Raw genomic sequence first — 11791 nt, forward strand, 5'->3', positions numbered from 1 at the left:
GCTGTGTCGGGGGCGGCGCTTCGGTTGGAGTTAGCCCTCCTATTGCGAGCGTTGGCGCTGCCCCCTCACCCGGATTGCCAACCGAATTGCAAAGGGCAATTCGGGGCAATCCGACCTCTCCCCGAGGGGAGAGGAGATCGCCAGCGCCGACGCTTCTCTCTTCTCCCCAATGGGGAGAAGGTGGCCGCGAAGCGGCCGGATGAGGGGGCAGCGGCGCCGACCTCGACAATTGGTCGATCTTCAATAATCCCGCGTTTGAAATTCCCGCCAACTATCGCCAAGATGCGATCCAAAACACTTAGGCCAGAAAGACTCCGATGTCCGAGATTGCCCACCTCGCCGCCACCATCTTCAAGCGCGCCGGCAAGGCGCGGCGCTTTGTCGTTGCCATCGCCGGTCCTCCGGGGGCCGGCAAGTCGACGCTGTCGGCCCGCCTGCATGAGCTGCTGCCGGAAGGCGCGGCCGAAATCGTGCCGATGGACGGCTTCCATTACGACGATATCGTACTCGAGCAGCGCGGCCTGCGCGCGCGAAAGGGCGCTCCGGAAACCTTTGACTTTGCCGGCTTCGAAACCTTGCTGAAGCGCATCCGCGCCGCCGAACCCGACATCGCCATTCCGGTGTTCGACCGCAGCATGGAGCTGTCGCGCGCGGCCGCGTCGATCATCGCCGCCGACACCAAGTTCATCCTGGTCGAAGGCAATTATTTGCTGCTTGACGAGGAACCGTGGTCGCGGCTGGCGCCGCTGTTCGATTTCTCGATCTTTGTCGATGTGCCGCGCGCCGAACTCGAGCGCCGGCTGCTCGAGCGATGGCACGAGCATGGCCGCTCCGACGATGACGCCCGCGCCTGGATCGCTTCCAACGACATGCCCAACATCGACCGCGTGCTTGCCCGCCGCCGCCCCGCCGATCTGGTGCTTGGCGATCAACCCTGATTCGCAAGGACCGCCCGGCCTGGAACCTTAGGACTTTCCGGCCGTTATCTCGAATACGGCAATAATGCTGACATGAGGAAGACTGTCCGATGGCTACACCGATGGCAAACAAGGCAAGAAAGCCTGCGCCCGGCAAGGGCAGGGCAACTCGATCCAGGGCAACTGGATCAAAGGCAACTGAATCGAAGACCGGCGCTGGCCCGGCCGTTGCCGCCCGCTCCAAGGATGCAAAGCCCAGTTTTGGCAAGGCAGCACCGAAGAAAGTGACACCGACCGCCGCCAAAACCACGGCAAAACCGGCTAGGTCGAGGAAGTCGGCAAGTGGCGGCTCGATGGCCGACAGCGCGATGCGCACCGTCAAGACGACGGCCAATGTCGCGGCCGGCGCAGTTGTCGCCACCGCCAAGACCGCTGCGTCCCTCGCCGCTTCCGTCATGGGCAAGGGCGGCTCAAAACCCAAAACCAAGGCAAAATAGCCGGTTTTCGGCGCCTGCGCCGATGCGCTAGCCCCGGGCAGGGATAGCAAGACCCCTTTGCACCGCTGGTCGGGCCAAGCCGCGCTCCAACCATGCCGCGACATGGGAAAAATCGTCGAAGCCGACAAGCTCCCTTGCTTCGTAAAAACCGATCAGATTGCGCACCCAGCCCAGCATAGAAATATCGGCGATGGTGTAATCGTCGTCCATGATCCAGCTGCGGCCCTTCAGCCTCGTCTCGAGCACACCGATCAGCCGCCGCGATTCGTCGCGATAGCGCGCCAGCGGGCGCTTGTCGGCGATCTCGCGTCCGGCGAATTTGTGGAAGAAGCCGACCTGCCCGAACATCGGCCCGATCGAGGCCATCTGGAAGAACACCCACTGGATCGTTTCGTAACGCCGCACCGGGTCGGCCGGGATCAGCCGGCCGGTCTTGTCGGTGAGGTAGAGCAGGATGGCGCCGGATTCGAACAGCCCGATCGGCTTGCCGCCCGGGCCATCTGGATCGATCATCGCCGGGATCTTGCCGTTCGGGTTCAGCGACAGGAATTCCGGCGTCCAGCTCTCGTCCTTGCCGATGTTCACCGCATGCGCCTCGTAGGGCAGGCCGAGTTCCTCCAGCGCGATCGACACTTTCACTCCGTTCGGCGTCGGGAACGAATAGAGCTGGATGCGGTCGGGATGGCTGGCCGGCCAGCGCGTGGCGATCGGAAAGGCGGACAGGTCGGTCATCGAAACTCCTGGGATTTTTTTCGCGCAAGCGCGCCGTCGTGGCGCGTGGCAAGACGCGTCTCGCCGAAGCTGGGGATTCGGTTGCCGTCAGACCGCCTTGAACGCCAGCACCGCATTGGTGCCGCCGAACGCAAAACCGTTGCTGATCGCGGCGCGCACCTTGCGCTCGCGCGCCACATTCGGTGTGATGTCGAGATCGCAACCGGCGTCGGTTTCGCGAAAATTGGCTGTCGGCGGCACGATGCCTTCGCGGATCGCCATCACGCAGGCGATCAGCTCCAGCGCGCCCGACGCGCCGAGGCAGTGGGCATGCATCGATTTGGTCGAGGAGATCGAAAGTTTTTGGGCATGGTCGCCGAAAACGCGCTTGATCGCCGCCGTCTCGATCTGGTCGTTGGCCTTGGTGCCGGTGCCATGCGCATTGACATAGTCGATGTCCTCCGGGTTGAGCCTGGCATCGACGAGGCAGAAGCGCATCGCCGCCTCCGGCCCTTCGATGGTCGGCGCGACGATGTCGGAGGCATCGCCGGAAAGGCCGGCGCCGGCAATTTCGGCAAGGATCGTGGCGCCGCGCGCCATGGCATGCTCAAAAGTTTCCAGCACGACCATGCCGGCGCCTTCGCCGAGCACCAAGCCCTGGCGATCGGCCGAAAACGGCCGGCAGGTGTCGGGCGCCAGCACCCGCAGCGCCTCCCAGCCTTTCAGGATGCCCCAGACCAGCGGCGCATCGGTGCCGCCGGCGAGCATGACGTCGGCGCGGCCAAGCCTGATCTGGTCGACCGCCGAGGCAATGGCGTGATTGGACGAGGAGCAGGCCGAGGTGATGCCGAAGACCGGCCCGCGAAGGCCGAGATTCATGCTGACATGGCCGGCCGCAGCGCCCGGCATCACTTTCGGCACGGTGAAGATGCCGGTGCGGTTCTTGCCCTCGAGCAGGATGGCGCGATAGCTCTCTTCGATCGCCTCCCAGCCGCAGACGCCGACGCCGACGATGGAGCCCATCCGGTAGGTGTTGGCCGCGTGCAAGCTTAGCCCGGCTTGTTGCGCGGCCTCGCGCGCGGCGATCGTCGCCAACAGGCTGAAACGGTCCATCGACACGGCCTGCTTGCGGTCGATGCCGTGCTCGGGAAGCGTCCTGATTTCGCAGCCGACCCTGATTTTCAGGTCATGCAGCTCCGAATTGACGATCGGGCCGATGGCCGAACGGCCGGCGCGCATCTCGCCCCAGATCGTCGGCACGTCGGTGCCGAGCCCGCACAGGCCGCCGATGCCGGTGATGACGACGCGCTTGTGCATTCGGTCAGGCTTTTTTCGCGATCAGCGCGCGAACCGCCTCGACCATGTCGCCGACGTTCTTCAGATTGCTCCAGGCGTCGACCGTGTTCATCTCGATCTCGATGCCATACTGTTCCTCGAGGTCGAAGATGATCTCCGTCAGTTCCAGCGAATGGATGCCAAGCGAGGTCAGTTCGGTGCTGGTGGTGATCTCTTCGCCACCCGGCTCGGCATGAGCCTTGATCTTCTCGATGATGTCCGTTGCCAGCTGGTCAGCCATTCGGTTCCTTCCCCAACCCTCGTCGTTTCCCGGCGCCAACGGATCGGCGCCCGTTTTTCCCCAGGTTCAGACCGTCACCGTCGCCTTTTATCCGGCCAGGCGTTGTGTGACCGTACCAAGACGGCTCCTCTATAGAAACCGAAACGTTGTCAAGCAACAAGCTATATGTCGACAAAGCCGGCGCTGTGCTTAAGTTGGCGCCGTGGATATGATCGGACAGGACCTGACCTTTGTGCCGCCGGCCCAGCGCGTCGCCGGCACGGCGCGGCTTGCCTGTGAGAAGGATGGCGGCCGCACGCGGCTTCGGCGGCTTTATCAGGATGGATCCGCCAAGATCCGCATGCCGGCCGTCTCGGCCGATCCGCTCGAAGCCGTGCTGATCAACACCGCCGGCGGGCTGACCGGCGGCGACCGCCTCGGCTGGCAGGTCGATGTCGGCGCCGGCGCCTGCGCCAGCATAACCACCCAGGCCTGCGAGAAAATCTACCGCGCTGCGTCCGATCGTGCCGAGGTGCGGGTCAAGCTGACCGTCGGCGCCGGCGGCCGCATCGCCTGGCTGCCACAGGAAACCATCGTCTTTGATCGATCTGCCTTTGCCCGCAGGCTCGACCTGGAGCTTGCCGCCGGCGCCGAGGCGCTGGTGCTCGAGGCGACCGTTTTTGGCCGCCTCGCCATGGGCGAACGCGCGGCGCACGGCGCTTTCCACGACCGCTGGCGGGTCAGCCAGGACGGAGCGCTGGTTCATGCCGAGGATTTCCGCATCGGGCCGGACATTGCCGCGATTCTGGGCCGTTCCGCCGTGGCCGGCGGCTCCATCGCTATGGCGACGGTGCTGATGATCTCGCCGCGGGTCGAGGCTTTGCTCGATCCGGCCCGCGACATCATCGGCGGCCAGGGCGATGCCAGCGTCTGGAGCGTGAAGAAATCTGGCAAGCTTCTTGCGAGGCTGTTTGCCGAGGACGGCTACCAGCTCCGCAAGCGGCTGGTTCCGCTCGTCGAATTGCTCAACGGACGGGCCGGTCTGCCCAAATTATGGTCACTCTGATTTCCGATTACGCCATCCTGACTATGCTATTGCGGGGAAACGCATGAATCTGACGCCAAGGGAAAAGGACAAGCTGCTCATCGCCATGGCGGCGATTGTGGCGCGCAAGCGGCTCGAACGCGGCGTCAAGCTCAATCACCCGGAGGCGATCGCGCTGATCACCGACTTCGTCGTCGAGGGTGCCCGCGACGGCCGCCAGGTCGCCGAGCTGATGGAGGCCGGCGCCCACGTCGTCACCCGCGCGCAGGTGATGGAAGGCATCGCCGAGATGATCCACGACGTCCAGGTCGAGGCGACGTTTCCCGACGGCACCAAGCTGGTGACCGTGCATGAACCGATAAGATGAGGGCCGATACGGTGAGGGCCGACAAGGTGAGGTGAGAACAATGCTTGAGCTGCGCCCCAACTGCGAATGCTGCGACAGGGACCTGCCGCCTGAGGCGACGGATGCGCTGATCTGCACCTTCGAGTGCACCTTCTGCGCCGAGTGCGTGGACCGTGTTCTGGGAGGCATTTGCCCTAACTGCGGCGGTGATTTCGCACCGCGCCCGATCCGCCCGGCAGCGATGCTGAACAAATATCCCGCCTCGACAAGGCGCGTCCTCAAGGCCGAAGGCTGCGGCCCGGAGCGCCGCGCCGCGTGACGGCACGATCCTGACAGCGAAAGGCATATCGATGGCGATGATCCCGGGCGAAGTCATCACGGCAGGCGGCGAGATCGAACTCAACAAGGGCCAGCCGACCATCACCATGAAAGTGGCCAACAGCGGCGACCGGCCGATCCAGGTCGGCAGCCACTATCATTTCTTCGAGACCAATGAGGGGCTGAAATTCGATCGTGACAAGGCGCGCGGCATGCGCCTCGACATTGCCGCCGGCACGGCGATGCGCTTCGAGCCCGGCCAGGAGCGCGACGTCACCTTGGTGCCGCTCGGCGGCAAGCGCGAGGTCTACGGGTTCCAGCAGAAGATCATGGGCGCGCTGTGAGATCAGAAGCGTGGCGCGGTTTCGGCTCAGCCGGGCGGCTTGGCCGCCGCGTAGATGACGACCTTGCCAGGATCGTCGAATTCGACGGCGAGAACGTCTTCGGTCTGCACGCGTCGAGAGTCGATGGCGTTGAACAGCAATGCATTCGCCTCGATCTCGTCGCGGAGTTCCGCAATGTCGTCCTGATGCTGCTCGACCTTGCTTTCGATCGCTGGCGGCAGCCCGCCTTCCGTGCGCGCGGCGTCGGTAAGGAACACGATGTCGACCTTGTCGAGCTTGGACGTCTTGCGCACCGCGCCGATGTTTTCACGCGTCCGCTCGATCGCGGTAGTGACTTTGCCGGCCTCGACAGCCGTGTTGGTCTCTTCCTGGCCGACCTCCGAGCCGATGATCTTGTTCTGGGTCTCAGGGCCTTCAAGGCCCTGCGCATTCAGTCCGGCCTGGGGAGCGCTCGCCGCAAGAAACGCTGTTACGGCAAGCATATGCAGCCATCGGGTGTCGGGGAAGGTGGTGATCGCCATCGCTCGCTCTCAGAGCCTCTTTCGAGGCTCGGTTCTAGGCCAAAAAGTCGAAACGTATTCCGCCCTGCGAAGGTTCCCTCCCTGATGCGGCAGGCCGGCCTCGTGCCGGCCCGCCACAGCGCGTCGTCAGCTCGCTTTCTTGGTGATCAAGGTCAGCGAGCCGTTGGCGTCCATGCTGGCGGCGATCACTTGCGCCGAGGTCAGCCCCTTGGCTTCGAGCGCGGATTTGACTTGGGGGGTCGCGTCGATCGAGCTGCGCAATTTCTGCAGGCCGTCCTCGCCGCGCTTGGCGATCACTTCGTTGACCTTCGTCTGCGTTTCCTTGGGCAGTTCCTCGATGTCGACGACGTTGACGGTCTGGATCGCCGGCGCTTGCGGCTGAGCGCCGGGCGCTGCGGGAGCGGGCGAAGCCGGCGGCTCGGCAGGCTGCGGCGCAGGCTGTTGCTGGGCGCTGGCGGCGGACGCGAGCAGCAGGGTGGCGGCGGCTGCGAGGGATATCGTTTTGCGCATAAAACTTCCTTTCCATCGATTGGCAAACGGTCGTTTTGGGGTGACCCTGCCACCTCAAACGTTAAATGGGATCGGAAGGTGTCGCCCAGCAGGTCATTGCGTGACCATAGGATGGCGACAATGTGGGGCCGGGCTTCGCCCCGGCCGTATCTTGGGTCGTATTTCGGGAGCAATTGCTGATGGCTAGAATCACCCGCGCCGCCTATGCGCAGATGTACGGCCCGACCGTCGGCGACAAGGTGCGGCTTGCCGATACCGAGCTGTTCATCGAGGTCGAGAAGGATTTCACCCTGCATGGCGAAGAGGTGAAATTCGGCGGCGGCAAGGTTATTCGCGATGGCATGGGCCAGAGCCAGGTGTCCCGCGCCCAAAGCGCGGTCGACACCGTCATCACCAATGCGCTGGTCGTCGACGCGTCAGGCGGCATCTTCAAGGCCGATATCGGCCTGAGCGACGGCCGCATCGCCGCGATCGGCAAGGCCGGCAATCCCGACATGCAAGACGGCGTCACCATTATCATCGGTCCCGGCACCGAGATCATCGCCGGCGAGGGCAAGATCCTCACCGCCGGCGGCTTCGACGCGCATATCCACTTCATCTGCCCGCAGCAGATCGAGGAGGCGCTGATGTCCGGCATCACCACCATGCTCGGCGGCGGCACAGGACCGGCGCATGGCACGCTGGCGACGACCTGCACGCCCGGCCCGTGGCATCTGGCGCGCATGATCCAGTCCTTCGACGCCTTCCCGATGAATATCGGCCTGTCGGGCAAGGGCAACGCGTCGTTGCCGGCCGCGCTTGAAGAAATGGTGCTGGGTGGTGCCTGCTCGCTTAAGTTGCACGAGGACTGGGGCACGACACCGGCGGCAATCGACTGCTGCCTGTCGGTCGCCGACAACTATGACGTGCAGGTGATGATCCACACCGACACGCTGAACGAGTCCGGCTTTGTCGAGAACACGGTGGCGGCGATCAACGGCCGCACCATCCACGCCTTCCACACCGAAGGCGCCGGCGGCGGCCATGCGCCCGACATCATCAAGGTTTGCGGCCTGCCCAACGTTATCCCGTCGTCGACCAATCCGACCCGGCCCTACACCGTCAACACGCTGGCCGAGCATCTCGACATGCTGATGGTCTGCCATCATCTGTCGCCGTCGATCCCCGAAGACATCGCCTTTGCCGAAAGCCGCATCCGCAAGGAGACCATCGCCGCCGAAGACATTTTGCACGACATCGGCGCCTTCTCGATCATCTCGTCGGACAGCCAGGCCATGGGCCGCGTCGGCGAAGTGGCGATCCGCACCTGGCAGACTGCCGACAAGATGAAGCGCCAGCGCGGCTCGCTGCCGCAGGAGACCGGCGACAACGACAATTTCCGCGTCCGCCGCTACATCGCCAAATACACGATCAACCCGGCCATCGCGCACGGCCTGTCGAACGAGATCGGCTCGGTGGCGGTCGGCAAGCGCGCCGATCTGGTGCTGTGGAACCCGGCCTTCTTCGGCGTCAAACCGGACATGGTGCTGGTCGGCGGCATGATCGCCGCCGCCCCGATGGGCGATCCCAACGCCTCGATCCCGACACCGCAGCCGATGCACTACCGGCCGATGTTCGGCGCCTATGGCAAGGCGATGACCAATTCGTCGGTGACTTTTGTCTCACGGGCGGCGCTCGATGCCGGCCTGCGCGGCCGGCTCGGCGTCGACAAGCAGATGGTCGCCGTCGACAACACCCGCGGCGGCATCGGCAAGCATTCGATGGTGCTCAACGACGCCACCCCGCATGTCGAGGTCGATCCCGAAACCTACGAAGTCCGCGCCGACGGCGAATTGCTCACCTGCGAACCGGCCACCGTGCTGCCGATGGCGCAGAGATACTTTTTGTTTTGATCCCTACAAACGCCCTGTTGGCGGGGCGTCAAATTCGGTGCTCAGTTGTCCAAGCTCTGACGTGCCGTTTTGCGATTGTCTCGAAATTGCGGCATGATGGCCTCATGAACAGGATTGATCGTCTCAGGGCCCTCACTCCCTACGAAGCGGACTACGTCCAGTGGTGCGCCGAGCAAGGCGCGTTGTTGCGCGAAGCTCGTTTCTCCGACCTCGATCGCGAAAATCTTGCCGAGGAGATCGAGAGCTTGGGGAGACGTGACAAACGAGAGATTCGCAGTCGGATGGAGGTGCTGCTTGCACATCTCCTGAAATGGGAATTCCAACCCGGCCATCGAAGTCATAGTTGGCAGTCGTCAATTTCCGAACAGCGCATCTGGATCGGAAACATCATCAAGGACAGCTCGAGTCTTCGCCGATATCCCGCTCAGATTTTCGACGAGGCATATAAAGACGCTTTGCTTGTCGCGGTCAGGGAAACGGGTCTCAGGAAATCTCACTTTCCAGGCGAGCCTTCCTTCACATGCAAGCAGGCGCTCGATGAACGATTTTGGCCGGGCAATCCACTGTCGATGGGCGATTTCCTGCGGGATTAGCTGGCTTCTTCGGCGACCGTCGCTTTCACATCGCCTTTGTCGCCGCCGCCCTGGTCTACCAATATCGTTCATCCTGCGGCTCTTCGACACGATCGTTTGAGCAGCATTGGGGCGGCGCACGCGATAGGCTACGCTTGTTGGGAGAGGCAGTTTTACATGAAGCTCGACATCCGCACCGATTTCACCAAATTCCCGCGTGCCGTCTCGGTTCTGAGCGCCGGCGAGGCAGGAGCGGTCGCGCCCTACGATCGTGCGGTGCTTGCCCATGACGAGCGGCATCTGCGCCGCCGCGCAATAGAAACGGCCCGTAGCGATAGAGTGCTGGTCGACCTGCCCGAACCGGTGGCCTTGAACGATGGTGACCGCTTGGTGCTGGAGGATGGCCGTCATATCGAGATCGTCGCGGCCGAGGAACCGCTCTACGATATCCGTGCCAGCGGCCCTGTCCATCTGGCCGAGCTTGCCTGGCATATCGGCAACCGCCATCTTGCCGCCGCCATCGAGGCTAACCGCATCCTCATCCTGCGCGATCACGTTATCAAGGCGATGCTGGAAGGTCTGGGCGCCACGGTGAGCGACGTCTCCGAGCCGTTCAAGCCGGTGCGCGGCGCCTATTCTGGGCACAGTCACGGTCATGCCCATGCCGAGGCGCATGCGCACAGCGGGTCGCATTCCCATACCCATGGCGAATCGCATACCCACAGCCATTCGCACGACCATGACTGACCAGCCTTCCAACGTCGCTTTGTTGCGGCTGATGGCGTGGCTGTCGCCTGCCTTCCCGGTCGGCGGTTTTTCCTACAGCCATGGTCTCGAACAAGCCGTGCATGCCGGCCTGGTCGCCGACAGCAAAGACCTCGCCGCATGGCTGGAGACGCTGGTCGAGATGGGCTCGGGCTGGAACGATGCCGTGCTGTTTGCCGAAAGCTGGCGGCGAGCCCGCCAAGCCGGCGATCTCGCCGAAATCGCAGCCCTCGCCGAGGCCTTGGCCGGCTCGCGCGAGCGCCACAGCGAGACCATGCTGCAGGGCGCCGCCTTCCTGAACGCGGCGTCGGCCTGGCCGTGTCAGGTGCTCGACCGTCTGCCGGCCGAGTGCGCCTATAGCGTCGCCGTCGGTGCAACTGCAGGTGGCAATGCCATTGCCCTGCACGATGCACTGTCGGCCTTCCTGCACAGCTTCTTTTCCAACCTCGTCCAGGCCGCGATCCGGCTCGGCGTCGTCGGCCAGACCGGAGCGACCGCGCTGCTCGCTGGCTTCGAGCTGCTGGCGTTGGAAACTGCCGCCCGCGCTGCCGGCTCGACGCTGGACAATCTCGGCGGCTGCGCCTTCGTCTCGGATGTCATGGCTATGAAGCACGAGACGCAATATTCGCGGCTGTTCCGCTCATGATCGTCCTCGCCTTCGCGCTCTCGTTCGTCCTGCTGCTGATCACCACGCTGCATGTCTATTGGGGCATAGGGGGCATCTGGCCGGGCAGGGACGCTGCCTCCTGCGCCCGCGCGGTGGTCGGCTTTCGCGGCGTCGACGAAATGCCGGCGCCCTTCGCCAGCTTCGCCGTCGCCGCCTGCCTCGGCCTGGCGACACTGTGGCCGCTGGCGCTCGAAGGCGTGTTTGCCACGCCCTTTCCCAAGGCCGGGCTTGCCGCGACAGCGCTGCTCATCGCGCTGGTCTTCCTGGGGCGCGGCATTGCCGGCTTCACGCCGTGGTGGCGTCGGCTGGCGCCCGAACAGCCTTTCGCGCGGCTCGATGTCAGCTATTATTCGCCGCTCTGCCTCGTTGTCGGGCTCGGCTTTGCAGTGCTAGCCATCATGGAGTTCCCTGGATGACACAAGCCAATGGTCCCCTTCGCGTCGGCATCGGCGGCCCTGTCGGCTCCGGCAAGACGACGCTCACCGAAAAGCTCTGCAAGGCGCTGCGCGACGAGTTTTCGATCGCCGTCGTCACCAACGACATCTACACCAAGGAAGACGCCATGATGCTGGCCCGGCTTCAGGCGCTGCCCGAGGATCGCATCATCGGCGTCGAGACCGGCGGCTGCCCGCACACCGCCATCCGCGAGGATGCCTCGATCAATCTGCAGGCGATCGCCGAGATGACCAGGAAATTCCCGGATCTCGACATCGTCTTCATCGAATCGGGCGGCGACAACCTCGCCGCCACGTTTTCCCCGGACCTCGCCGATCTGACGCTCTACGTCATCTCGGTCTGCCAGGGCGAAGAAATCCCGCGCAAGGGCGGCCCGGCGATCACCCGGTCGGATTTCCTGGTCATCAACAAGAGCGATCTCGCCCCCTATGTGAACGTCAATCTCGATGTCATGGAGCGCGACGCCGCCCGCATGCGCGGCAAGCGGCCGTTCGGATTTACCGATCTGTCGCGCGGCAAGGGCCTGCAGCAGGTGATCGATTTTGTCGTCGAGCATGGCGGGCTGCGCATCGACGCCGCCAGAAGCACTGCGGCGTAAGCCAAAGCGCTCGCCTGCACCAAACGAAACCGGTTGCGCGCATCGGCGGCGCACGGCATCCTTGCTTCTTTCACGGA

Annotated in this window: 17 protein-coding genes; 12 read left to right on the plus strand and 5 right to left on the minus strand. The window is 64.0% G+C overall.

What is annotated here, in order from left to right; genetic code table 11:
• Positions 1 to 317: 317 nt before the first annotated feature.
• The gene (locus tag AC0L2M_RS10460) at positions 318 to 938 is read left to right on the plus strand and encodes a nucleoside triphosphate hydrolase (protein ID WP_473534783.1); all 621 of its coding nucleotides are present in this window, start codon (positions 318 to 320) and stop codon (positions 936 to 938) included.
• Between the two features lie 89 nt (positions 939 to 1027).
• Positions 1028 to 1414, plus strand: coding sequence for a hypothetical protein (locus tag AC0L2M_RS10465; protein ID WP_473495048.1), 387 nt, complete (start codon positions 1028 to 1030; stop codon positions 1412 to 1414).
• Positions 1415 to 1441: 27 nt separating this feature from the next.
• On the opposite strand, the gene AC0L2M_RS10470 is transcribed toward AC0L2M_RS10465, so the two are convergent.
• The 3 genes from AC0L2M_RS10470 to AC0L2M_RS10480 form a co-directional block, all read right to left on the minus strand.
• Positions 1442 to 2146 carry a glutathione S-transferase family protein gene (locus AC0L2M_RS10470; protein WP_473534784.1) on the minus strand — a complete coding sequence of 235 codons (705 nt, stop codon included), beginning with the start codon at positions 2144 to 2146 and terminating at the stop codon, positions 1442 to 1444.
• Between the two features lie 87 nt (positions 2147 to 2233).
• Complete coding sequence (locus AC0L2M_RS10475) at positions 2234 to 3442, minus strand: beta-ketoacyl-[acyl-carrier-protein] synthase family protein (RefSeq protein ID WP_473534785.1); 1209 nt, start codon at positions 3440 to 3442, stop codon at positions 2234 to 2236.
• 4 nt (positions 3443 to 3446) lie between these two features.
• Positions 3447 to 3701: an acyl carrier protein gene (locus AC0L2M_RS10480; RefSeq protein WP_010912831.1), complete on the minus strand. Its 255-nt coding sequence runs from the start codon at positions 3699 to 3701 to the stop codon at positions 3447 to 3449.
• Between the two features lie 208 nt (positions 3702 to 3909).
• Here AC0L2M_RS10480 and AC0L2M_RS10485 point away from each other — a divergent pair, with 208 nt between their 5' ends.
• From AC0L2M_RS10485 to AC0L2M_RS10500, 4 genes are read left to right on the plus strand one after another with little or no spacing between them, the layout of a single operon-like run.
• Positions 3910 to 4746: an urease accessory protein UreD gene (locus AC0L2M_RS10485; protein ID WP_473534786.1), complete on the plus strand. Its 837-nt coding sequence runs from the start codon at positions 3910 to 3912 to the stop codon at positions 4744 to 4746.
• 43 nt (positions 4747 to 4789) lie between these two features.
• A complete protein-coding gene (locus tag AC0L2M_RS10490; RefSeq protein WP_023801505.1) occupies positions 4790 to 5092 on the plus strand; it encodes an urease subunit gamma in 303 nt (100 codons plus the stop codon).
• 40 nt (positions 5093 to 5132) lie between these two features.
• Positions 5133 to 5390 carry a DUF1272 domain-containing protein gene (locus AC0L2M_RS10495; RefSeq protein ID WP_473534787.1) on the plus strand — a complete coding sequence of 86 codons (258 nt, stop codon included), beginning with the start codon at positions 5133 to 5135 and terminating at the stop codon, positions 5388 to 5390.
• Positions 5391 to 5427: 37 nt separating this feature from the next.
• Positions 5428 to 5733: an urease subunit beta gene (locus tag AC0L2M_RS10500; protein ID WP_473534857.1), complete on the plus strand. Its 306-nt coding sequence runs from the start codon at positions 5428 to 5430 to the stop codon at positions 5731 to 5733.
• Between the two features lie 26 nt (positions 5734 to 5759).
• Here the strand turns inward: AC0L2M_RS10500 and AC0L2M_RS10505 are convergent, their stop codons facing one another.
• Both AC0L2M_RS10505 and AC0L2M_RS10510 read right to left on the minus strand, forming a co-directional pair.
• Complete coding sequence (locus tag AC0L2M_RS10505) at positions 5760 to 6254, minus strand: hypothetical protein (protein WP_473534788.1); 495 nt, start codon at positions 6252 to 6254, stop codon at positions 5760 to 5762.
• Positions 6255 to 6380: 126 nt separating this feature from the next.
• Positions 6381 to 6764 carry a hypothetical protein gene (locus AC0L2M_RS10510; protein ID WP_473534789.1) on the minus strand — a complete coding sequence of 128 codons (384 nt, stop codon included), beginning with the start codon at positions 6762 to 6764 and terminating at the stop codon, positions 6381 to 6383.
• Between the two features lie 179 nt (positions 6765 to 6943).
• On the opposite strand from AC0L2M_RS10510, the gene ureC reads away from it, so the two are divergent.
• The 6 genes from ureC (at position 6944) to ureG (ending at position 11714) form a co-directional block, all read left to right on the plus strand.
• Positions 6944 to 8656: an urease subunit alpha gene (gene ureC / locus AC0L2M_RS10515; protein WP_473534790.1), complete on the plus strand. Its 1713-nt coding sequence runs from the start codon at positions 6944 to 6946 to the stop codon at positions 8654 to 8656.
• Between the two features lie 104 nt (positions 8657 to 8760).
• On the plus strand, positions 8761 to 9249 hold the full coding sequence (locus AC0L2M_RS10520) for a DUF29 domain-containing protein (RefSeq protein ID WP_473534791.1): 489 nt from the start codon (positions 8761 to 8763) through the stop codon (positions 9247 to 9249).
• 156 nt (positions 9250 to 9405) lie between these two features.
• Positions 9406 to 9975, plus strand: a complete 570-nt coding sequence (locus tag AC0L2M_RS10525; protein WP_287238323.1) for an urease accessory protein UreE — start codon at positions 9406 to 9408, stop codon at positions 9973 to 9975.
• Complete coding sequence (locus AC0L2M_RS10530; protein WP_473525370.1) at positions 9968 to 10639, plus strand: urease accessory protein UreF; 672 nt, start codon at positions 9968 to 9970, stop codon at positions 10637 to 10639. The genes AC0L2M_RS10525 and AC0L2M_RS10530 overlap by 8 nt, the downstream gene beginning before the upstream one ends.
• Positions 10636 to 11076 carry a DUF3995 domain-containing protein gene (locus AC0L2M_RS10535; RefSeq protein WP_287139353.1) on the plus strand — a complete coding sequence of 147 codons (441 nt, stop codon included), beginning with the start codon at positions 10636 to 10638 and terminating at the stop codon, positions 11074 to 11076. Before AC0L2M_RS10530 ends, AC0L2M_RS10535 begins: the two co-directional genes overlap by 4 nt.
• On the plus strand, positions 11073 to 11714 hold the full coding sequence (gene ureG / locus AC0L2M_RS10540) for an urease accessory protein UreG (protein WP_023801515.1): 642 nt from the start codon (positions 11073 to 11075) through the stop codon (positions 11712 to 11714). Before AC0L2M_RS10535 ends, ureG begins: the two co-directional genes overlap by 4 nt.
• Positions 11715 to 11791 lie beyond the last annotated feature (77 nt).

Source organism: Mesorhizobium sp. WSM4806, assembly GCF_055811635.1.